The 21,378-nt window shown below is 59.0% G+C and carries 18 protein-coding genes; 12 read left to right on the forward strand and 6 right to left on the reverse strand.

Features of this window, described 5'->3' with window-relative positions:
- Positions 1-362: 362 nt before the first annotated feature.
- Positions 363-1,532: a WecB/TagA/CpsF family glycosyltransferase gene (locus ACLFLU_RS16680; protein WP_426413252.1), complete on the forward strand. Its 1,170-nt coding sequence runs from the start codon at positions 363-365 to the stop codon at positions 1,530-1,532.
- A 68-nt stretch (positions 1,533-1,600) separates the two neighbouring features.
- The gene (locus tag ACLFLU_RS16685; protein ID WP_426413253.1) at positions 1,601-4,006 is read left to right on the forward strand and encodes a tetratricopeptide repeat protein; all 2,406 of its coding nucleotides are present in this window, start codon (positions 1,601-1,603) and stop codon (positions 4,004-4,006) included.
- Positions 4,007-4,045: 39 nt separating this feature from the next.
- Here the strand turns inward: ACLFLU_RS16685 and ACLFLU_RS16690 are convergent, their stop codons facing one another.
- The 3 genes from ACLFLU_RS16690 to ACLFLU_RS16700 all read right to left on the reverse strand — a co-directional run bounded on the left by ACLFLU_RS16690 (position 4,046) and on the right by ACLFLU_RS16700 (position 6,853).
- Entirely contained in the window at positions 4,046-5,290 is a 1,245-nt protein-coding gene (locus ACLFLU_RS16690) for a hypothetical protein (RefSeq protein WP_426413254.1), read from the reverse strand.
- 28 nt (positions 5,291-5,318) lie between these two features.
- On the reverse strand, positions 5,319-5,912 hold the full coding sequence (locus ACLFLU_RS16695; protein ID WP_426413255.1) for a polysaccharide biosynthesis/export family protein: 594 nt from the start codon (positions 5,910-5,912) through the stop codon (positions 5,319-5,321).
- A 104-nt stretch (positions 5,913-6,016) separates the two neighbouring features.
- On the reverse strand, positions 6,017-6,853 hold the full coding sequence (locus ACLFLU_RS16700; RefSeq protein WP_426413256.1) for an ExeA family protein: 837 nt from the start codon (positions 6,851-6,853) through the stop codon (positions 6,017-6,019).
- Positions 6,854-7,122: 269 nt separating this feature from the next.
- On the opposite strand from ACLFLU_RS16700, the gene ACLFLU_RS16705 reads away from it, so the two are divergent.
- Both ACLFLU_RS16705 and ACLFLU_RS16710 read left to right on the forward strand, forming a co-directional pair.
- Positions 7,123-8,460, forward strand: coding sequence for a sugar transporter (locus ACLFLU_RS16705; RefSeq protein WP_426414007.1), 1,338 nt, complete (start codon positions 7,123-7,125; stop codon positions 8,458-8,460).
- 27 nt (positions 8,461-8,487) lie between these two features.
- Positions 8,488-9,291 carry a CpsD/CapB family tyrosine-protein kinase gene (locus ACLFLU_RS16710; RefSeq protein WP_426413257.1) on the forward strand — a complete coding sequence of 268 codons (804 nt, stop codon included), beginning with the start codon at positions 8,488-8,490 and terminating at the stop codon, positions 9,289-9,291.
- Positions 9,292-9,330: 39 nt separating this feature from the next.
- Here ACLFLU_RS16710 and ACLFLU_RS16715 read toward each other — a convergent pair whose 3' ends face one another.
- Entirely contained in the window at positions 9,331-9,990 is a 660-nt protein-coding gene (locus ACLFLU_RS16715) for a S1 family peptidase (RefSeq protein ID WP_426413258.1), read from the reverse strand.
- Between the two features lie 474 nt (positions 9,991-10,464).
- Between ACLFLU_RS16715 and ACLFLU_RS16720 the strand changes: the two genes are divergently transcribed.
- The 3 genes from ACLFLU_RS16720 (at position 10,465) to ACLFLU_RS16730 (ending at position 12,601) form a co-directional block, all read left to right on the forward strand.
- The gene (locus ACLFLU_RS16720) at positions 10,465-11,160 is read left to right on the forward strand and encodes a metallophosphoesterase (RefSeq protein WP_426414008.1); all 696 of its coding nucleotides are present in this window, start codon (positions 10,465-10,467) and stop codon (positions 11,158-11,160) included.
- Positions 11,161-11,523: 363 nt separating this feature from the next.
- On the forward strand, positions 11,524-11,700 hold the full coding sequence (locus ACLFLU_RS16725; protein WP_426413259.1) for a hypothetical protein: 177 nt from the start codon (positions 11,524-11,526) through the stop codon (positions 11,698-11,700).
- A 616-nt stretch (positions 11,701-12,316) separates the two neighbouring features.
- On the forward strand, positions 12,317-12,601 hold the full coding sequence (locus tag ACLFLU_RS16730; RefSeq protein ID WP_426413260.1) for a hypothetical protein: 285 nt from the start codon (positions 12,317-12,319) through the stop codon (positions 12,599-12,601).
- Positions 12,602-12,997: 396 nt separating this feature from the next.
- On the opposite strand, the gene ACLFLU_RS16735 is transcribed toward ACLFLU_RS16730, so the two are convergent.
- Complete coding sequence (locus tag ACLFLU_RS16735; protein ID WP_426413261.1) at positions 12,998-13,303, reverse strand: hypothetical protein; 306 nt, start codon at positions 13,301-13,303, stop codon at positions 12,998-13,000.
- Positions 13,304-13,401: 98 nt separating this feature from the next.
- On the opposite strand from ACLFLU_RS16735, the gene ACLFLU_RS16740 reads away from it, so the two are divergent.
- From ACLFLU_RS16740 to ACLFLU_RS16755, 4 genes are all read left to right on the forward strand, one after another.
- Complete coding sequence (locus tag ACLFLU_RS16740; protein WP_426413262.1) at positions 13,402-14,856, forward strand: undecaprenyl-phosphate glucose phosphotransferase; 1,455 nt, start codon at positions 13,402-13,404, stop codon at positions 14,854-14,856.
- A 282-nt stretch (positions 14,857-15,138) separates the two neighbouring features.
- Positions 15,139-15,507 carry an H-NS family nucleoid-associated regulatory protein gene (locus ACLFLU_RS16745; protein WP_426413263.1) on the forward strand — a complete coding sequence of 123 codons (369 nt, stop codon included), beginning with the start codon at positions 15,139-15,141 and terminating at the stop codon, positions 15,505-15,507.
- 358 nt (positions 15,508-15,865) lie between these two features.
- A complete protein-coding gene (gene gspD / locus ACLFLU_RS16750) occupies positions 15,866-18,133 on the forward strand; it encodes a type II secretion system secretin GspD (RefSeq protein ID WP_426413264.1) in 2,268 nt (755 codons plus the stop codon).
- Positions 18,134-18,183: 50 nt separating this feature from the next.
- On the forward strand, positions 18,184-18,555 hold the full coding sequence (locus ACLFLU_RS16755; protein WP_426413265.1) for a hypothetical protein: 372 nt from the start codon (positions 18,184-18,186) through the stop codon (positions 18,553-18,555).
- Positions 18,556-18,558: 3 nt separating this feature from the next.
- On the opposite strand, the gene ACLFLU_RS16760 is transcribed toward ACLFLU_RS16755, so the two are convergent.
- On the reverse strand, positions 18,559-19,380 hold the full coding sequence (locus ACLFLU_RS16760; protein ID WP_426413266.1) for a hypothetical protein: 822 nt from the start codon (positions 19,378-19,380) through the stop codon (positions 18,559-18,561).
- 202 nt (positions 19,381-19,582) lie between these two features.
- On the opposite strand from ACLFLU_RS16760, the gene ACLFLU_RS16765 reads away from it, so the two are divergent.
- Positions 19,583-21,376, forward strand: coding sequence for a GspE/PulE family protein (locus ACLFLU_RS16765; RefSeq protein WP_426413267.1), 1,794 nt, complete (start codon positions 19,583-19,585; stop codon positions 21,374-21,376).
- The last annotated feature ends 2 nt before the right edge of the window (positions 21,377-21,378 follow it).

The following is a 21,378-nucleotide window of genomic DNA, read 5'->3' on the forward strand; positions in this document are numbered from 1 at the left end:
GCGAAAGTGGCGACGGCCCAGTGCTCGGCTGGTTCAGAACCAGTAACCAAATCGCGCATGTAGGTATTATAGAACCGACTATTAATTAGCCTCGGCGCGCTCAGTTTATTTATCCCAGCTAATTTCGTTATTGCGCGCCGAATTGTAATTCCCGCCCAATATGTTCGTTGGTTTTGCACAACGAGCCGTTGAGAGCTGGTTATGTTTGCGTTCAGATCCTGAAATTAACGAACGTTGTTATTCCGGCTTTAATGCGTCGATCCGTCGTGTTAAAGCATTGGCCAGCAAGCAAGTTTATATATTTTTTACTGCAGTTATTAATCGCGGCGCCGACTAACTGCGCGTCGCCAATTTTCGAGCAAATGCGCCAGATGATTGCGGAAATTGCGGAAATTGCGCGGATCCAGCCGTCGCTAGAGAGCGGTCGCAGAAGAACCGACGCTCTTTCCAGGCCGGTTTTCGGCATCGCAGGTCTACCGATTGATGCTGTCGGAATTGATGATGTACTCGAAGCCTTAGAAGCAGTAATCCGTGAGCGTCGGCCGTTCCTGATCTCAACTCCGAACCTCCATTTTCTGATCAAGAGCTTGGGAGATGAGGCTTTCCGAGCCTCGCTATTGCTGAGTGATTTATGTCCGGCAGATGGCATGCCGATCGTCTGGATATCTCGCCTTCTAGGGGTGGAGGCCGTCCGTCGAGTTTCCGGGGCCGACATTTTTGACGTATTGAGAGCTGGTCGGCCGGGGGGCCGCGCGCGCTCGATCTTTCTCTTTGGTGGACCAGGCGACACCGCTCATAAAGTCGGAAAAGCAATAAATTCGGAGGCGGCCGGCTTGAGATGCGTCGGCTCGCTGAACCCCGGCTTTGGGTCGATCGATCAACTGTCCGACCCGGCGGTTCTAGCTGCCATTAACTCTAGTGGAGCGGATATGCTGGCGGTTTTTCTGAACGCCGATAAAGCGCAGACTTGGCTTCTGAGGAATCATCATCGACTAAGGCCACCTGTTCGTGCTCAGCTCGGTGCAACCATTAACTTTCAAGCGGGCACCGTGCGGCGTGCGCCAGCATTCATCCGTGACGCGGGGTTCGAATGGCTCTGGCGAATAAAGGAAGAGCCGTATCTCTGGCGACGTTATCTGCGGGATGGGCTCTCTCTGCTGCGTGTCATAGCCACGTCCGTAGTCCCGTTCAGGCTGAACGCAGTATTGCTTCGGCTCCGAAGCAACTACAAGGATCTGAAGGCGCAAATAATTGAGCAGCCGGACAGGACGCTGGTCCGGCTGTCGGGAGCTGCGACAAAGGAGCACATCGCTGAGGCTATCGCCCGATTTCGCCAGGCGTTGGACCGACACCAACCTTTGGTCGTGGATTTGGCGAGCACGAGCGAAATTGACCCCAGATTTTTCGGTCTGCTTTTGCTGGTACGGAAAGAGCTTGAAAGCCGCGAGCAATCGCTCGATCTCGTACACGCGCCTCCGGCGATTGCGAGAGCTTTTCGGCTCAATGGCTTTAATTTTCTGCTAGGCCATTGACGGTTGATTGTTGAGAGCTTGTGACGATTTGGATGTATGTTCCGCGGTCCGGAAGAAGGTCGAGACTAATGTTCAAAGACGAGAGAATTATCGGCTCCTCTCGCTGGTGCCTACCCATTCTGCTGGCCATAGGTCTCGCTGGATGCGGATCCCCGGAGGAAAAGGCGCAGAACTATTACGCACGCGGAATGGCACTCATCGCAAAGGGCGATGATCTTGCGGCTCGAACTGAGCTTTTGAACGCAGTCAAGTACAAATCCGATAAGGTCGAGTTTTGGAGAGCACTTGCGGGCATAGACGAGCGCACCAAAGCGCAATCCCTCTTCGTGGATATTAGGCGGATCGTCGAGCTTGATCCCAGCGATCTCGATGCGCGTCTTAAGCTCGTGCGGATCATGCTCGCTGCCGGCGCCACCGATGCAGCCTCCAAAGTGATCGAGCTCGCGCGCGAGGGTGAGATTCCGAATCCTGAGCTGCACGCGTTGAAAGCAGCGGTTTTGGCACGAGGTAGCGATTTTTCGGGAGCAGTTCGCGAGGCCAATCGAGCTCTGTCCATCGACCCGAACAACGCGGAAGCGCTGATTTTTCTCGCGAGTCGGAAGCTGACCGAACGCGATCCGGACGGTGCGCTCAAGATGTTGGATGCGCTTTGGATCGATCCAAGCCAGGAAAAGCGCGTCAGGCAGCTCAAGATCCAGGCTTTGGTACAGAAAGCGGATCTGAAGAGCGCTGAACAACTGTTGCGTTCGGCGATTGCCAGCGATCCGAATGAATCAGGCGCCAGAGTGCAACTGGTGCAGCTCCTTACTTCCGAGCGAAAATTCGATGAAGCCGAAAAGGAGTTGCGTGCGCGGATCGACGCCACGCCAAACGACGTGAAAGCAGTGCTCGATCTTGTGCGGTTCTTGGACGCCGCAAAGGGCGTCGATGCGGCCCGCCAAGAACTGGAAAATCGGATCAAGGCAGGCGGCGATGTGTTTGATTACCAGCTCGCCTTGGCACAGGTGGACGTCAATCGGGGGAAAGCGGATGAGGCTGTTAAGCTGCTGAAGGACCTCGTTTCATCGTCCTCTGCTGCCGATCGGAAGTCGACCGCGCAGCTAAGCCTTGCCGAGATCTATGTTGCGCGAAACGATATCGCTGCCGCGGAGCCAATCATTGCGCAGATTATCTCCGCAGACAGGCGAAACACGGGCGCTTTGAGGCTGCGCGCATCAATAAGGCTCAATCGGGGCCAGATCGATGAGGCGATCGCTGACATTCGCGAAGCATTGAACGATCAGCCTAAGGCATCCGACCTGCTTCTCCTATTGGGAGCGGCGTATGAGCGTGGTGGTAAAATGGAACTTGCCGAACGCCAATACGCCGACGCGAGCAGGTCGTCCGGCTTCAATCCGGCCGCGACGCTCCGCTACGTAGCGTTCCTGCAGCGCAAGGGCGATCCCAGCCAGGCCGAATCCGTGCTGACTGAGGCGGCAAACAACAACCGGGGGAACGCCCAGATCCAGGCATCGCTGGCACAGATGCGGTTATCGCGGCGCAACTGGGCCGGGGCGCGCGCAGTTGCCGATGCGCTTGCCGATAATCCAGCCAACCGAGCTTTGGCAGAAGAGATTCGCGCCGCTTCCTACGCGGGCGAAAACAAGATGGATGCAAGCATTGCCGCGCTCGAAAGGGCTCACAATGAGGCGCCGGATGCGGTGCAGCCGTTAGTTGCATTGGTCTCGGCATATCTGACACAGAAGCAACCCGACAAAGCGAGCGCGCTGCTTCAGGACATGCTGAAGAAATTCCCGCGCAATCCCGAGCTCCTGGTGCTGTCCGGACGGGTGAAGATTGCGCAAAACAAGCAGGACCAGGCCGTACAGGATTTTAAATCCGCGATCGCCGATGGACCGCAGAATCCTGCGGGATACGCCGCGTTGTCGGACCTCTATTCGCAGCAGAAGAATTACGATTCAGCGATCGGGGTGATTGAGTCCGGTTTGCGTCAACTACCCGGAAACGTGAATTTCCGGTTGGGGCTGGCTGGCTATCAACTGCAGGAGGGAAACCGAGAGGCTGCGATTGCGCAGTACGAAACGATCTTAAAGGATCAGCCGGCTCAAATTGTTGCGGTTAACAATTTGGCCAGTCTTTTGACCGAACGCAGTTCGGAGAAGAGCGATCTGGACAGGGCCGCGGCGCTTGTTGAACAGCTAAAAGACCTCAAGGTTGCGCAGTTCCAGGATACTTACGGCTGGGTTCAGTATAAGCGGGGAAGTTACCAAGCTGCGGCACAGGCCCTGGAGAAAGCCGCAGAACAGATGCCTGATCTAGCGGCCGTGCATTACCACCTTGGACTGACATACAAGGCGCAGGGGAATAGCGAAAAAGCGATGGCGGAGTTGAACAGGGCTCTGCAACTCGAACCTGACGGGACTGCATTGAAGTCGAATATAAGATCCGCGCTTGGAGAAGCGGGGTCGAAGTAGCTCTGGTTCTTCACCAAGATGATTGCGAGCGCCTCCAAATCATTGGAGGTGGGGTAGCACCGTCATGCTTTTGCTGACCACGACGAGCAAGCTGTTTGAGTCTGCCGCTGCGCTGCCGGAAAGGAGCGGTGTACCGGTGATTGGATCAAACGTTGTGGTGCCCGTGCTGGGAAAGCGATGCAAGTGGCGGTAGGATATCTGTGCGTTCCATTCGCGCGCGAGCTGATGGCTATAGGTTACCGAGGCCGACGCGAAATCGGTCGTATTGCTTGAAATCACACGGCTGATGTCGGCGGCGAGCGAGATCGACGAATAGGAGTTGATGGTGTAGGTCATTCCCCCGCGCACCGTCGTGGTCTTGAACAAGGACCCGACCACCGAAGGCCCAACGGTCTGGGTTGCTGCAAGCGTAAACGTGGTTGATTTGAGCGCCTTGTACGTAAGCAGCAGATCGGTGATCCAGTCCGCGACAGAGGATGAAAGTGCGCCGTTGGAGCCGCCGCTGGCTGAGGCCAGCGTGTTGACCCCGTTTTGCGTTTGCACATAAGCAGGACCGATCGTGCCGCGGAACGACAACAGCGGGGTAATGGCGATATCAACTCCGGCCTGGTTGCGCAGGATTAGAACGCTTGTCCCAAGCGCGTTCTCATAGGACAGGTACTCGGCTTGGGAGGACACCAGGATTGCTACAGTCGAGTTCACCCGGTGTTGCCAAAAGGCGGAGCCAATTGTGTCAGTGAACGGCGTGCCGCCTCCAAATGGATCATAGAAAGTGTACGTGGACTGAGCGCTGAGGCTGAGAGTGTCGCGCGCGCTCAGGGCGCGATCAATACCGCCTCTGGCAGTTGCCGTGTTTAGGGTCCCGCTCGTCGGCGAAAGCACGCCGAGTTGATTCAGAAGTGCGAAAGCGGCACTCGAGGAGGTATAACTTGTCTCGAGGAAATTCCGATCGATGCCGTTCTTTCCGAACGTCTCGTAATGGCCGGTGAAACCGTAGGCCAGGTTTTCCGTCTGCTGTAGTCCCTCGGTACCCGGACCCCAGTACTTGCGGTAATTAACATAGCTGTCGAAATCGAATTTCGACGTCGGTGTTCGTGCTTCCGCGTTTGCCGTGATGCTCGAATAAGAGGACACGGTTGGACCCGGCGGAGAGGGGGTCAGAAATTGATTGTCGTTGGCCTCGACCGTTTCGCTTGCGGTCGATCGCAACGACCAGTCAACCGCCCACGCAGCTGCTGGCCACAGATTGAGGCAGGTGAACGCCGCTAAGAGGGGTGCCCTCACTGCCTATCCTCCGCGGATCGGGCTGCGCTTACTCAAAGAGTCCGCGTTCGGGAATCAGGATCACATCTCCGGCGTGAAGTACGATATTACCTTCCAGGTCGGCACCGGCCTCATACGCGGTGTAGTTGAACATAAAGATGGTTTCGTCGCCGTTTGGCGCGCGCCGCCTGACCTGAATGCGACGCTTGGCAGCGTAGGGGCCGATGCCGCCTGCGAGGCTGATAGCCTGCATAAGGGTTGTCTTCTGTCTTACGACGTAGGGACCCGGCCTAAGGACCTCGCCGGTGACGAAGATTTTCGGCTTCAAATCTTCCTCGGGGATATCTTTGGGCGCGCTGACGACGCCAACGGTGACATCTAGCTGGTCGCCCTGAAAATTGGACTTCAGTCTGGCCTTCAAGCTCCGTTCCAGCGCCTCGGGGGTGAGACCGCGCGCTCGGACGTGTCCGGCGAGCGGGAAGGCGATCTCGCCGCCGGGATCGACCGTGACGGTTCGGTCCAGTTTAGGATCCTGGAGCACAGTGATGCTGAGAGTGTCGCCGGGCTTGAGCGTCTGCGCCTGCGTCGGCCCCGCCGACAGGCCCCACATCGCGAGGCATGCCACCAAAATCAGGATCCGCATCGGATTGTCCCTTGCAATACCCGGTCAAAGCCGGGCTGCCACGCGACGCAGTTGCCGCGGGTCCCCTACATTAATTACCGACCCGACGGTATTATTTCAAACGTTTAGGGAACCGGCGAGACGCTCTGCATCGGGAAAATGCTATGCTGTTGCTTATCTGCAATAACGTCCCGGACTATATCTCCGCCAATTAAGGTCCTGCCCCCAGCGAAGCCATAAACCAGTGCTGTATCGCAAAGGATGTTGATCATGCGCGGAATGCCTCGCCCGGCCGTGGCAATCAGGGCGGTTGCATCCGAGGTGAACAGCGGGCGCGAGCTGCCGGCCTTCTCCAAGCGAAAGCTGATGTAGCGGTCGACTTCCGCCGGATCGAGCGGCCGGATATGAAAATCGGACGAGATTCGTTGCGCGAACTGCTGCAGCTCGGGCCTGAGCAGCTGGTCCCGCAGCTGTGGTTGCCCCACCAGGATGAGCTGCAGGACCTGGAATTTATCGGCATTGATGTTGGAGAGCATGCGCAGGTGCTCGAGCGCGCCCGGCTCCAAATTTTGTGCTTCGTCGATGATCAGCACGGTACGCCGGCCGGCGGCAAACTGGGCGTGCAGATAGTCTTGCAACCTTTTGAAAAGATGAGCATAACTTCCATCAAAGTCCTGGCCGAGGGACATCAGAATCCACTCAAGCAGTTCCTGGCGACCTTGCGGCGAGTTCGAAATCAGTCCGACCGTCAGGGTCGGGCTGAGTTGACGCAGAAGATGGCGGACCAGGGTGGTCTTTCCCGATCCGATTTCGCCTGTGATGGCCGTAAATCCCGCATTGTTGAGGACGCCGAATTCGAGCATGGTGAACGCCATCAGGTGCATTCGTCCCCAATAAATCATGTCGGGGTCGGGCAAAATCGAGAATGGTTTCTCCCGCAGGTTGTAGAATGCTTCGTACATGTGGCTCCCTTAGGTCTGCCCTTTATAACGAAACGGCGGCGGCGCCGCGTGGATGATTTTCGATCAGCGTAAATGGACCTGTCGGGAACCCGGTGAAGGCTCGGCTCTCAATTAATCTTTAAAAACGAATAATGTAGACCCGTGACCGCAGGCGGGCGATTCTATGCTATCGTGCACGTCACACACGAAGAGATGCGAAAGCGCTGCACCCGATCGTTCGGATCGGACTTGGCCGCGCCCCGGTATGGGCTCAGAGAATGCTTCAGAGAGTGAATTTGGAGGCTGATAGTTTCGAGGAAGGGGATCGCAGCCATTTATTGCGTCCGGGTTTTTACTGGGAGGTCGCCAAGCGCCGCTGGCTGTATTTTTTGCTTCCTTTCGTATTAATCGCATTTGCCGGAGCCGCGGCCGTCTATCTCTGGCCGGCAATCTATCTGGCCGAGGGCAAGATACTCGTGCAATCCCAACAAATTCCCACCGAGCTGGTTCGACCCACGGTCACGAGCGCAGCGCAGGAGCGCATCGAGGTCATCCAGCAGCGCACGATGACGCGGGACAATCTTGTTGCAATTGCCGACAAGTTTCGGCTGTTTCAGGATAAGCGCGATCTGATGTCGGCAACCGAGCTCGTCGAGGCGGTGAAGAAGGCGACCAAGATCGCCCCGGTCGATCCGACCCTCGATTTCCGTCAGCGCACTCTGAACCAGAATCCGACGATCGTGTTTTCCGTCGGTTTTGAATATGGCGACCCGCAAACCGCCGCGCAGGTCGCGAACGAGCTTGTCACGCGCATTTTGAACGAAGATTTGCGAGACCGGACAAGCCGCGCAAATGACACAACCAAATTTCTTGCCAAGGAGGTTGAACGACTTCAGGCGGAGAACGCAGCTCTCGACGAACGGATCGCTCGACTGAAGGTCAGCGAGAGCAAGCTGCCGGCGGGAACGCCTGACAGGCCGACGGCGCTGGGGCAATTAAAGGCCGAGCTGGCGCAGAAGAGTGCGCTGTATTCACCGCGGCATCCAACCATCCAAGCGCTGACGAAACAGATTCAGGCGCTGGAGCAGACCGAGGTGGCAGCGCTTGCCACCAAAAGCGACAGAGAGAAAAACGACGGCACAGTCGCCGCGACGCTCGAGGCGCTGACGGCCCAGCAGGAATCGCTGCAGAAGAATTTGGAGACGGCGACCTCGAAGCTGGCGGCCGCGCGTCTTGGAGAGAGCCTGGAGAAGGATCAGCGATCGGAAAAGCTCGAGGTCATCGAACAGCCGACGGTTCCACAGCGCCCGGTGCGCCCCAATCGCGCGAAACTGGCGGCGCTTTCCATGCTGGCGGCCGCGGCGGCCGGGCTGGGATTGGCATTCCTTGCTGAGATCGCTGACAAGTCGATTCGGCGCAGCAGCGATCTTTTCGCGTTGCTCGACCCACGTGTGATCGTTTCAATTCCCTATATTGAAACCGCCTCCGAGCTTAAGCGCCGCAGACGTCGGATCGTTGGGGTTCTCGTCTTGGTGGTTGCTTGTGCAATCGGTGCGGTGGTTGCCGGCTACTTGCTGCTTCCAATCGATTTAATGATCGCGCGCGCGCGCGTCGGCCTGTTTCGTTAAAGTAAGCGTGCGGGAGAGCAAGTAACAATGGATTCCATCAAGCAGGCGATTGAGATCGCCAAGGCCGGCGGCGAGCTTGGACGGCAGGCGGCGTCGCGTACGGTGGATCCGGGGCATGGCGTCACGCCGAACAAGCCGATCGGCATTCGGCTTGATCCGGCGCATCTTGAGCGGATGCGGCTCGTGGCGTACGGGAGCAATGATAGCAATGGGCATTACTATGACATGCTACGGACCCAGCTCCTGATGGAGCTGGACAAGGGCGGATGGCAGTTCCTCGCGGTGACCTCGCCGACGCCGAACTGCGGCAAGACGGTCACGGCTTGTAATCTGGCCATGAGCGTTGCGCGGCTGCCCGAGCGCGCTGCCCTGCTCGTCGATCTGGACATGCACAAGGCGAAAGTGGCCGAATATCTTGGTCTCAAGGTGCCCGCCAATCTGCTCAGCGTTCTGGAGGATCGCTGCAGTCTGAGCACGGCCGTGGTGGACGCGCATATCGGTCCCAACGAGATCATGGTCCTGCCTGGAGCACCGTCGGTTGTCGGCGCTTCGGAGTGGATGGCGTCGCAAACGATGGCAAATCTACTGCAAGCCATCAAACGCGACTTCCGCGCGCGCACGGTGATCTTCGATCTGCCACCCTTGCTCGGCGGTAGCGATGTGATTTCGATTCTGCCGCGCATGGATGCCGTGGTTCTTGTCGCAGGCGTGGGAACAACCACGTCCAACGACATCAAGGAGTGCCAAAAGCACCTTGAGCGGTCGCACCTCGTGCGCGTCGTGGTGAACAAGACCACCGATACAACAGAGGCTTATTACGGCTACGCTTGAGCGGTCTTGCACACGGATGGCTCGGGGCGTGAGCGCCCTTCAAAAGCGCAGGCCCGCCGGCAGAAAGGCCGCGATCTCTGCAGCGGGCACAAAATACTTGCCGATGTCGTCGAGTTGCGGCTTTCCGCCGCCGCGCGCGCGGCGCGAAATCGAGAGTTTGCGGCTCATGATTCCGAGCAGGCAGCGCTGCTGCACGTCGAACACCCCCGCACCCGAATTGCCGGTCTGGGCGACGTCGCGAATGGCGGTCGCAAATCGACGGAGGTCGGCGGGAAGGCGCGCCGGAGCTAATACCTGCGACCGGACGGCAGAGCCGGGCACAATGGTCATCACCGCCTCGCCCGGAAAGGGCGGGGTGGTGCATAGCTTCATGCTGCGCAACCGGAAGCGCATCGGCAACAGGTTCTGCTCGACGCTCAGCAACGTCAGGTCGGTGTCTTCGAAGCTCCCTTCCTTCACGGTCTGGGTCGGGAATTCCTCATCGTTGCTTGCGATCTTGGGTCGCGTCAACCTGGTATGACCCGCGACATGGGCCGCGGTTAAGAACACACCATGGCCAAGGTAAATGCCAGCGCCGGCAATAGTATTCTGCGGGGCTGACTGGCGGATAAGAACCGCAAAGGCCAGAAGATTCTCACCGGGCGGTTCGGCTTTGGCGGGGCCGACCAACACAAAGAGCACCAGCAGAAGCGCGCTCAAGGGTCTGTACGCGAGGCTTCTCCGGCGAGAGTAACTGCACACGAGCTTTTCCAGTTCAATGATCCCGCAAATATAGCAGTGAGATATGAGCCGGAACATGCGAAAACAATGGGAAAGGGAGCTCCCTCCACCGGCAAATAACAGAGTGTCAAACGGGCCGATGTTTGAAAAACGAGCCTTCTTTAAGAGATGTCGATGTGATTACGGCGGCATGCTTCGTTGCGCGCTCGTGCTCGCGTTTTTCATGTTTGCCGATTGTAATCCAAGGATGTTGTCGCGTTTGTTAATTTCAGCAGCGGCATTTGCCATCGCTCATCAGGCCGGTCGGACGGTGATTGCAGCCACCCCTATTGTTGTGGGATCAGTCTACGCGTCCTTGTTGTTCGCCAATATCACTTGTTGCGCTCAGCGTCGCTCCTGCAATGATGCGGCCAAGTTTCGGCACGATGCTGATCGGCGGCGAACTTGGTGGTGATGGGCTTGATGGAATTAACCTACGTTATACCCGACTTGCATGGCCGGCTCGACTTGTTTGAAAAGGCGATTACCGCGATCCGAGCTCACGCGCGGAGCGCATCTGCAACGGTTGTGACGCTCGGCGACTACGTCGATCGGGGCCCATCAAGCCGGGAAATCATCGAGCAGCTAATACATTGGAGCGATCCCACCCTGCGGCTGACCGCGCTCAAGGGTAATCATGAGGCCATGATGTGGGAAGCTTGCAACGGCCTGCTCGAGCCGGAGCGCTGGCTCGTCAACGGCGGCGATGCGACGCTCGCCTCGTACGGGCTAAGTCAGCCGACGGTGCACGGTCAAATTATCAAGGAGCACCTTAGCTGGATCGAAAACTTGGCGCCCATTCGCAGCGACCGATATCGCGTCTTCGTCCATGCTGGTCTGGATGCCAAGTTGCCTTTGGACCGGCAGAGCGAGCGCACGCTGTTGTGGAAACGTTATCCACCGAGGTCCCAAGAAGGGTTTGGCACGCGGCACGTGGTGCATGGTCATGATGGTACGACAGCAGCGCCTGTGGTGAGCGAAAGCAGGTCCAATCTGGACGGACTTGCCTGGAAAACCGGGCGCCTCGTCGTAGGGATCTATGCGGGGGACTGCCCGGGCCCAGCGGTCGACTATCTCGAGGTCATCGGCGCCCCGGGCGGGGAGAGCTGATCGTCCGCAGCAGCCCTTGAACAGGGAGATCAGCTTGCGAGCTAAGTGTCGACGTCATGGCGCGCGACCACACGTTACCGCGTTGCGGCCCCAAGCTGGTCGAGGAGCTCCAAATCAGTGATGAGTCTTGAAGTGCTCGCCTTCATTCTTCTGTCGCGTGGAGCAGCGCTATTGGCTGGATCAGGACGGAGCGAAGCGCCCGGTACTGCCGTCCGGCGCGCGTGGACCGGGAAGAAGTCACGCTGACGTTATCGAACCCGCCTAAATTGGCGCGGGACAGAGCGAGGCAAAGACGCTTGGCATGTTGTTTGCTGGTGATGAGGGTTACTTGTTAAAAGGCCATATAATTTAAGGTATTTCGCCATGAAAGAAGTCAAGCGGGGCAGCAGAGGCGACTCAGGCGGCGATTTCGAACGTCGGCGCGCAAAAAACCGTAAAGCCAAACCAATTCCTGCCGAAGTCATCGCGAAGCGCTATTTCGAGCTATTGGAGCTCAGAGCCGAGCTGCAGCGCGTCCAACGTCGTCGGAATCCTGGGTAGAAGTAGGTCTCTTACCCGGCTTATCCGCGAGTCGAGATTGCCCTCGTTCAACCGCCGTGCTCGATGGACGAAGGTTTTTACTTCGGGGATTCGTCTGTGTTGGGCGCAGCACCTGAGTGGACGTATCAAAACAGGTCCTGGCGCGGGGTGCTCGACTGAGGCGGTTGGATCTGGGGGAATTTTGCACGTGTCCGAACAATTTCTGCAATCCGCCTTGGCCGCGCTCAACGCCGCTGATGCGCCCAGGCCTAGCCCGACCGCAACACCAAGCACGCCCGAGAACCGAGGCACGGGGCCGACAGCTGGTCAGTTGGCGCAGAGCTCTCCGGAACGCTTTGCCAACCATCTTTTGGTCATCATGGGTAAATTTTGGGCGGCTTGATTGCCCGACCAGATCAACACATTCCGGCTCTCCGAGCCCCCGTTGTGCGAAACACGACGAACCGCGATCTGACATCGACTACAAGGCGCAAAGGAGGTCAATTCACCGGTCACAGCCCGCCATGAAGTGGATCGTCTGGCCTGCTTTGCCTATCAGGCGACATTCGAGCCTAGATTGGATTGAAGGAGCTGCAATCGGACAGCAGAGATGGCTGTTTGAGCGTTGAGCCGGTGTGTGAATGCATTGTTCAGCGTGCTGGTGCTTGAGCAGCCGATGGCTGTGGCGGTGCATGAGCGCCTCCACAGGAAGACAATGGCTGAGTTGGAGCGGAGCGCCTCCGAGGAGGCGCTCAACGATCCGATCTTGGGGAGACGAGATATTGTCGGGACCGAACGGAATTTCCTGATGTTCACGGCAGCGGGCAGGATGGCGTCTGGCCCGTTTCCCGGCCGTTCCAAATCTGTTCACGGAGAACCGCAAGTAGCGGACTCCGATCACGCGTCAAAGCTCGGCCGGTGAGCTTAACTTGCGCGTTGCAACGGCCGGCGTCTCAAGAGCCGGGCCAGGTAAACTAGCTCCACCGCGAGGCGGGACTTCCTTAATACCCGGGATCGACATAATGAGCCGCAAAAATTGCCATCGCCGTAGATCCATCGGGCGACCGGGCGCCTCCGCGGGAGACGGAAGCAGGTCTCGTCCTGCTGGCAGACTAGTCGGGCCCGCATGGCCAATGAACTGTCGAGCCGCGGCGGAGGCCACGCCTGAGGCCGACAGCATCAGTAACATCCCAAAGTTAAATAGGGAGTAGAAGGTCTAAACTGTTGCCGCGGCGCAGCGCAAGGCTACCAGCTGGTCTATCCGGTAAGGCGGTTCCCGGGGCTTCGCGGTTTGCAGGCTTGTAGGCTTGTAGGAAGATTAGGTGGGCCTGGTGGCCTTGGGCGCTATCCGCGCGAGCAGCGCAGCGTAGACCGGCCTCCCGGTGAGTCCGACAAAAAAACCGGCCTGTAACGCCAGGATCGCCATGCCGAGCTGCCCCAGCAGAGATACCGACGTGTGTCCCAAGTAGCCATTTATGCCCAAGAACAAGCCGGCACCGAGCGCAGTCACCGAGATTAGCAGCAGGACGGAGAAATAAAGGCCAAATATCGCTCCGGCCAAGCAGGTGAAAATGATCAGCATGGCGCGGTGGCAAATAAATTCCGTTGCAATTTGGATTCCCAAATTTTAATGTCCGTCCGTTAAGATCCGGTTAAATTGACGCTCGACTTTAAGGTTTAATTGTTTCCTGGCGTGACGAGTTGGATTTTTGGGCGACACGAATGTCGATTCAGTCGGACCTAGATGCCGTTAGGCAATTTTCACGCGATGTGAATTCGGTCGACCTGCCAACGCAGGCAGTCCCCTATGTGCTCGCAACGTCAGATGCGGCGATCATCCTGCTCGCCAGCGTGCTGGGCGGGGCGGGTTATCATTGGGCAGTGGACGGTCCGCTCCCGGAGCTTTTGCCGTATTGCGCCGTGGGGCTTATGGCGAGCTTCATCTACATCTTGCGGATGAGCGGAACCGGGCATTATGAGCTGTCGCAGTCCGTCAAACCAGGTGTCGAGTTGAGCAACATCCTAGTTTGTTGGATCACCACGGGCCTCCTTCTTGCTTTTTTCGGTTTTCTGCTAAAGGTCAGTATTGATTTCTCCCGTGGCGCCTTCGTATTGTTTGTATTCGTGACGCCCATTGGCCTGTTGGCGGTGCGCAAAACGAGCAAGACCATTCTTCTCTCGGCTCTGACCAGCCACTTGCTCGGTCGCACCGATCTCGTGTTGATCGGGAATGAGGCAGAGATTGCCGCGTTGCAGCCAGAGGACATGTTGGCGTTTTTCGGGGCCGCCGATGTCAACAGGTTTGCGCTGCCTACGCCTTCAAACAACCTGCTGTGGACGCCTGCTGACGAGCACGCTCTCCAAAGGATGCTGACCCACGTCCGCAACCAGAATTGCCGTGAGATCGTTCTGGCCGTGCCCTGGGATCAGACCGAACGGATCGGTCTTATTCGGGAGCGGACCAGGGTCGTACCGTTGCCGGTGCGGCTCCTGCCCGACGCTCGGGTGCGCTCCTTGTCAAACTACACCTCGTCGGCTCGGCAGCGGGTTCTGGAGATCGAGATCCAGCGCGCGCCACTTGGCTCGACGGAACGGGTGGCCAAGCGAATCATGGATTTGGCAATCGCCTCGCTCGCGATTGCAGTGGCTGTGCCGGTCTTCTTTCTCACGGCGCTCGCAATTAAATTGGATGGGCCTGGACCGGTTATTTTCAGGCAACGTCGCAAGGGCTTCAATGGCCGCGAATTCGTTATGTTCAAATTCCGCACCATGACAGTCCAGGAGGATGGCGCGCAGATCACGCAAGCGTGCCGGGGTGACGCGCGGGTCACCCCGATCGGTCGGTTGCTTCGCTCGGCCAGCGTCGATGAGCTACCGCAGCTGATCAACGTGCTCAAAGGCGAGATGTCGCTGATCGGACCGCGACCGCATGCGCTGGCCCATGACCACCAATTCCAGAAGCTGGTCGGTGATTACGCCTTTCGCCACCACGTCAAGCCGGGCCTGACCGGTTGGGCCCAGTGCAACGGTTCGCGTGGGGCCACTCCGACGGCCGAGCACATCGCGCGCCGCGTGGAGCTGGATCTCTGGTACATCAACAACTGGAGTCTTTGGCTCGATGTCGTGATCTTTATGAAGACCTTCTTTGAGCTGTTTCGAAGGCGCAATGCGTATTGAGCGGAGGTGTCAGCTTTGGGTTCGGCCATCATAGATTGGCAAGAGCCGCTCGGGCGACGGCGGCGCGGGTGATTCGGTCCAGGCGACGTGGCGCTTCTACTGGTCGATTTGATCTGGCCATGAGGGGCTGGTGAATTTATTGGTATTTCAGAGAGCTAACGAACCTTGGGGACGAGATGCGCTGGTTGGTAGACGAGGTTCTGTCCCTGTGACAGGTTTGCGTCGCGACCGGCGCATATGGAGGGGACGCTGTTCTTGCGGAAGAATGCGCAGAAGCAAGCCATGACCAAAATGGTGGATTTGGGCGCCATGACGGTTGATGAGCTATGGCAGCTGCACGAAGAGTTGAGCGAGGTGCTCGCGACGCGTCTCACGTCGGAAAAGCGGGAGCTGGAAAAACGTCTGGCTCAGCTGCAGCGGGAGGAAGCCGCCGGCGATTTGCAGCGGCCTCTGCCAGCAGATGGCCTCGAGCCGCGTCAACGCCGAGCCTATCCCCGCGTGCTGCCCAAGTACCGCAATCCGGCCAACCCGGAGGAGACCTGGTCGGGGCGCGGGAAGCAACCGCGCTGGGTTGCTGTCGCCTTAAAGGCCGGCCATCATATCGACGAGTTCTTGATCTCAAGCTTCGAGCCCTCGCGGGATCGCCGGTAAGGGCCAGCAATGGAGGGACGCATGCTGCTACGGAGTGTGGTGGGCGCCGGTTTGGTGCTCCTCCTGCTTGATTCTGTGGTGTATGCAGGCACCTATACTCCGGTTCGTCCGTTGCGCCTCGCTGACGCCGCATCTGACGCCTGTCTTGCGGATTGCGCCAATCGGGCCACGCAGTGCAGGCAAGCCTGCCCAAGCACGTTCGGCGCTCCCTGCCAACAGAGCTGCGATAGCCAGTACCAGACCTGCCGTAGTGGCTGCCGACCCCGCTAAGGGTTCCGAGTTTACACGGCATTAACCATACTGCTTTACCAAGCGTTTACGCCTGGCTTTCGCGGGCGATCTCTGCTTGGGGCCTGCAGTGCTGGATTTTCGCCACCGTGCGACGAGGTTGCTCGGCAGTCTACTGCTCCTGGTCGCGGTGGCAGGCTGCAGTAGCGACCCCGCAAAAATTGGGCTTACGCTCGGCTCGGCGGAGTCGAGCCGGAACGAGACGGCCCGCGCTCGTGAGGCGTTCGCCGGCGAACCGCTGGATCGAACCGCAGCGGTCGCGCTACCGTCCGGCGCCTCTCGCGCAGTTCCGATCACGGAGAATGGAAGCGATCAATTCATCGCCGCTACGTTGTCGAAAGGTAACGCACGGACTGCCGACGGCAACGTTGTACTTAATCTCGCCGGCGTGCCGCTGCAGCAGGCGGCGAAAACCGTTCTCGGTGATCTGATTGGCGTCAACTATGTCGTTGACCCTCGCGTTGATGGGGTGATTACCCTGCAGACGACCCATCCGGTTGCGAAGCCGGACGCGCTCGAGATGTTTCAGGCGGCCTTGGCGCCAATCGGAGCCACTTTGGTCGAAAATCGCGGCATGTATCGCGTGCTGCCGGCCGATCAAGCGGCAACGGGCACGGTGACTACGGGACACATCGCGCCGAATTCGGTTGGTGGTAATGGGGTCCGAATCGTTCAACTGAAATTCGTGTCCGCAACGGAAGTCGCGCGCGTGCTGGAGCCGATGGTGCCGAAGGGGTCAATTGCCCAGGCTGACGATGGACGCAACATCCTAGCGCTCAAGGGCTCGCCCGCCGAGATCGATAGCATGCTCGATACCGTTTCGATCTTCGATGTCGACGTGATGAAGGGCATGTCGTTTGCCGTCGTTCCGGTCAAGTCACCGCAGCCAGAAAAGCTGGTCGACGAATTGAAGGCGGTGTTTGCCACCGAAAAGGAAGGACCGTTGAAGGGGCGGGTCCGCTTTATTCCGAATTCGCGGCTAGGGGCGATCCTGATTGTGACGTCGCAGCAATCCTATCTTGCCCGCGCACAGTCCTGGGTGCGCCGGCTCGACACCAAGGCGAGCGGCTCCGAGCCGCAATTGCACGTCTACCAAGTCCAGAACCGTCCGGCTGCGGAGCTTGCAGGCATCCTGCAATCAATGTTTGCCGACGAGATCAAGGTCGTGAAGTCGCGCAACGTGACCCCGAAATCGAAGCAGGTCACCGTCGCGGACCAGGGCACGAGTCCGACTGCCGCGCGCAACCCGGGATTTGGCGCGGGCGCTCCAAGCGGCTTCCCGTCCTCCGGCGTGGCGAGGTCGACTGCTCCTTCAAACGAGCAACAAAACCTCGCCCGCCTCATCAATAATGACCCCGACCCGCTCCCGGATAATTCGACGTCCAGCTCCTCTGCCGATGGACCCGAGCCCACGATGAAAGTTGTCGCGGACGACACCAAGAACTCGCTGATCGTCATGGCGAACGAGCGTGACTACCAGCGGGTCTTGCGGGTCATCCACAATCTCGACGTGGTGCCGAGCCAGGTTCTGATTGAAGCCGCAATCGCCGAGGTAACGCTCAACGACGAATTGAAATATGGGTTGGAGTGGCAGCTGCAAAAAGGCGGGACGCCGACCGCGACCTTCTCGTCACTGACATCGGGCGCTGTAGCAGCGGCATTTCCGGGATTCAACTACGCTTTCAATACCGCAAACATCGCCGCGACCTTAAAGGCATTAAACTCGCTGACCAAGGTCAACGTGATCTCGACACCGTCGCTGATGGTCCTCGATAACAAAACGGCTCGGCTGCAGATCGGCGATCAGGTGCCGATTACCACGCAAACCGCAACCAACGTGGTGACCTCGCAGGCGGCGATCGTCAATACGGTATCGATGCAAGATACGGGCGTCATCCTTTCTGTCACGCCTCGTATCAATGAGAGCGGACGCGTTCAGCTCGAGATCGAGCAGGAGGTGAGCAGCGTCGTGAAGACGACCAGCTCGAACATCGATTCTCCGACCATTCAGCAGCGCCGCGTCAAGACGACCGTGGTGGTCAATGACGGGGAGGTGCTGGCGCTTGGGGGAATGATTCAGGATCACGCTTCGAAAAGCGGCACGCAGATTCCGCTGCTTGGCGACATCCCGGGACTCGGTGCCATGTTCTCCAACAGGGACGACTCCGTTGACAAGACCGAATTGTTGATCTTGATCACGCCGCGCGTGGTGCGAGATCCGAGCGAAAGCCGGCTGGTGACAGAAGAGTACCGTCGTAAGATGAAAGTCTATATGCCGCACCAGGCCGCACTCGAACGCACCCCTGCAAACACACTGTTGCGGTTGTCGGGACAATGACATTTCAAATAGCCTTGCTGCGGAGCCAAGGGATCGGAGCGCTTGTTGCGTTGGCCTCGCTTGCGGGCTGCGTGACGGCTCAGCCCGTTGTACTTATTGAACCAGCACCACCTTATCCTTTGCTTCCGGTCGATGCGTCGATGTCTTGCGAGGCAATGACGGCCTCGTTTATGTTCTCCGCGAAACGCGCCGCGCGGCTTGAATTCTGGCTTGAGGTCGGCCGACTACCTGGTTATGGCACCGACATGTTTGGCATCGATGCGCCCAGAGAGCTCGCGGCTGAGCGAAGGCGGCTCGATGCTTTGACCGATTTACAACGCACCCGTGGCTGTCCGGTCATGGAGCCGGGCCCCGCGGTGGTCTACGAGCGGCAAAAGCTCGAAGGCGCAAGCAAAACGCCAGCACTTCGCGTGCGCGGTTGAACATCATCCTTGGCGTCCAGGCTGCGCAGTCGGGAAACAGGGATTAACATTCGTCTCATCCGGATCAACCGACCGGTTATCCGCATCGGCGTGCCGCCACTCTTGGACCGTAAAGGGTCGGCCGTTTGCAGGCTGAAGCGAGACCAGTGCCTCGCGAATAAAGCGGGCGTGCCCACCATCGCTGACGTCGGCGCGAATCGTGATTTCGCCAGTGTTCCGTATGGGGGCGTCCGTTACGGGAGGGGCCGCATTGGTCTGCAGCCCAAGCGCTTGGCGCAAGGGCTCAGGCGCGGCCGTAGGGGCGGGCTCGATCCTGCCGGTTCGCACCGTCACAAGCGGGAGCGCCGCGCGGAAGAGCTCCGGGGTGACCCCAGGAACGCTCCCAAGCTGCAAAATGCTTTGGAAGGCGGTCGGCTTGGGCTGGGTTGGCCCTGGGCGGCCCGATGTCGCAGCGCCGCTCCGGTAGGACAAGATCGCTCCAGCGATCCGATCTCCCGCAGGACGGTTTCCCGTGAGCGCTCCGAACAGCTTAGTCAGTGTCTGAGGCGAAGCGGCATTGAGATCCACTTTGCCAACCTCTTCGGTCACAGTTATTTCCACCAGCTCTCCGCCCGGCATGCGACACACCAGCGGAAAGGAAGGCTCATTCTCCAGATCGTCCGAAAGCTGTAGGAGAATGGCGAAATTGATTGCACTTTCGGCCGCCAGCTCCGCCCGCCGGAAATTGAGCAGACTTGTGTCGACACGGGTGCGGTAGCGCACGCCGACACTCACGGCGGTGCCGAGCAGAAGGATCAGGGCCAGGATCCAGACCACCACTATCAAGGCGAAACCCCCGCTGCGCCGCCCCTGAACCGTTGAGCAAGCTCGATGCATCGCTTGGCCTTTGGACGATGGCGTTGGCATGGATTTAGCGGGGTCTATCCCGGGCCGCCGCCCGGGCAGCCTTGACGAAGTGTTAAGCTGAAATGGCAAATAATTGGTAACCATTTGGTTAGCGCTTGTTGGTTACAACTGGGTGCTCGAAATGCTTGAGAACCTGGATGCCATGTCTCAATTGGCTGTGCTGCAGCGAAGCAAGGCGGGAAGCGCTGCCGGCGCGCGCCCCGGCCCGGCCGAGCGCGGATTTACCGAGGCGTTTCTTGAGTGCTTGGCAAGCGAAGGGCTTTCGGATGTCCAGGCCGCAAGTCGGGCACGACGGGCGGCCGAAGCGGCCGGTGAACGCATCGATCACGTGCTGGTCAAGCTGGGATTGATTGCTGAGGGCGATCTGGCAACGGCCTATGCGGCCTATTGCGGCCTGACGCTGCTCCGCACGCAGGATCTCCCGGATCGAGCTGTGCTCGGGGAGCGTCTGAAGCTGTCCTACCTGAAGTCCAACCACATCCTGCCCGTAGCCCTTGAGTCGGGTGTCGTGCTGCTTGGGACGATCGATCCGTTCATCGGCGAACTGGCGCGGACACTCAGCTACATGCTGGATCTGCGGGTCGAACTCGCGGTGTTATCGCCTGCACTTCTTGAGGAGGGGCTGCGGCAGATCTATGGGGATTGCGGCGGCGACGCGCCGGCGGACGTCGAGCAAGTGGCGGCGCTCGTTGGCCAAGAGGCGCGGGATCTTGATGTCGATCGGCTGCGCGACATTGCCAACGAAGCGCCTGTCATTCGGTTGGTCAACCAGATCATTGCGCGCGCGGTTGAGCGGCGGGCCTCCGACATTCACGTCGAACCCGGGCAAGATGCTTTGGTCATTCGCTATCGTGTCGACGGATTTTTGCAGCAGGAACAAACCGCCCCGGTATCGCTGCGTGCGGCGCTCACGACCCGCGTCAAGATCATGGCCAAGCTCGATATCGCCGAGCGACGCCTGCCGCAGGACGGACGCATCAAGACAGCCGTCCGCGGTGTGGAGATCGATATCCGAGTAGCCACCTTGCCGACGTTGTTCGGCGAGAGCATCGTCATGCGTATTCTTGATCGCTCGCGTGTCGAGCTCGACTTCGACAAGCTCGGGCTCGATGCGGGGATCAAAGAGCGGCTGGACGGTCTGATGTCGCTCCCCAACGGCATCATTCTGGTGACCGGGCCAACGGGCAGCGGCAAAACGACCACCCTTTACAGCGCGTTGAAGCAGCTCAACCGGCCGGAGCTCAAGCTGTTCACGGTCGAAGACCCCGTCGAATATCAGCTCGCCGGGATCAATCAGGTGCAGGTGCAGCCGCAGATCGGGCTCGACTTCCCGATGGCGCTCCGGTCGATCCTGCGGCAGGACCCTGATATCATCATGATCGGTGAAATCCGCGATCTGGAAACGGCGCGGATTGCCGTTCAGGCGTCGTTGACCGGCCATCTGGTGTTCTCGACGCTGCATACCAATGGCGGCATCGCGGCGATCACGCGCCTGGTCGATCTCGGAATTGAGCGCTTTCTGCTGGCTTCGACCATTTCCGGGGTGATGGCGCAGCGGCTGGTGCGTCGGCTTTGCAGCCATTGCGCCGGGCCGCACTCGAATCCCAAGGCTTTGACGGCACGGCTAGGACTTAGCTTTTCACTCGGTACGGCTGAGTTCGAACACATCCGCGAAGCCGTGGGGTGCGAGGCCTGCAGCGGCACCGGTTTCCTCGGTCGCACCATGATCTGCGAGCTGGTCGTGGTCAACGATGAGATCCGCGATGCCATGGGCCGTCGCAGCGAGGATCAGCGCAGCATGGAGACGTTGGCGCGGCGTTCGGGCTTTCGCTCGCTGTTCGAGAACGGCGCGGCCAAGGTGCTCGCCGGCGAAACCACCGTAGAAGAGGTCCTGCGCGTCACCCGTGTATCCTAAAG

It is taken from the genome of Bradyrhizobium ganzhouense (assembly GCF_049949285.1).
GTDB lineage: Bacteria > Pseudomonadota > Alphaproteobacteria > Rhizobiales > Xanthobacteraceae > Bradyrhizobium > Bradyrhizobium ganzhouense.

Excerpts from the sequence above, each read along its gene's own strand:
- ACLFLU_RS16720 (WP_426414008.1), top strand. The coding sequence starts at position 10,465 with ATGGGCTTGATGGAATTAACCTACGTTATACCCGACTTGCATGGCCGG.
- ACLFLU_RS16680 (WP_426413252.1), top strand. The coding sequence starts at position 363 with ATGCGCCAGATGATTGCGGAAATTGCGGAAATTGCGCGGATCCAGCCG.
- ACLFLU_RS16695 (WP_426413255.1), bottom strand. The coding sequence starts at position 5,912 with ATGCGGATCCTGATTTTGGTGGCATGCCTCGCGATGTGGGGCCTGTCG.
- ACLFLU_RS16765 (WP_426413267.1), top strand. The coding sequence starts at position 19,583 with ATGCTTGAGAACCTGGATGCCATGTCTCAATTGGCTGTGCTGCAGCGA.
- ACLFLU_RS16710 (WP_426413257.1), top strand. The coding sequence starts at position 8,488 with ATGGATTCCATCAAGCAGGCGATTGAGATCGCCAAGGCCGGCGGCGAG.
- ACLFLU_RS16685 (WP_426413253.1), top strand. The coding sequence starts at position 1,601 with ATGTTCAAAGACGAGAGAATTATCGGCTCCTCTCGCTGGTGCCTACCC.
- ACLFLU_RS16700 (WP_426413256.1), bottom strand. The coding sequence starts at position 6,853 with ATGTACGAAGCATTCTACAACCTGCGGGAGAAACCATTCTCGATTTTG.
- ACLFLU_RS16740 (WP_426413262.1), top strand. The coding sequence starts at position 13,402 with ATGTCGATTCAGTCGGACCTAGATGCCGTTAGGCAATTTTCACGCGAT.
- ACLFLU_RS16745 (WP_426413263.1), top strand. The coding sequence starts at position 15,139 with ATGACCAAAATGGTGGATTTGGGCGCCATGACGGTTGATGAGCTATGG.
- ACLFLU_RS16725 (WP_426413259.1), top strand. The coding sequence starts at position 11,524 with ATGAAAGAAGTCAAGCGGGGCAGCAGAGGCGACTCAGGCGGCGATTTC.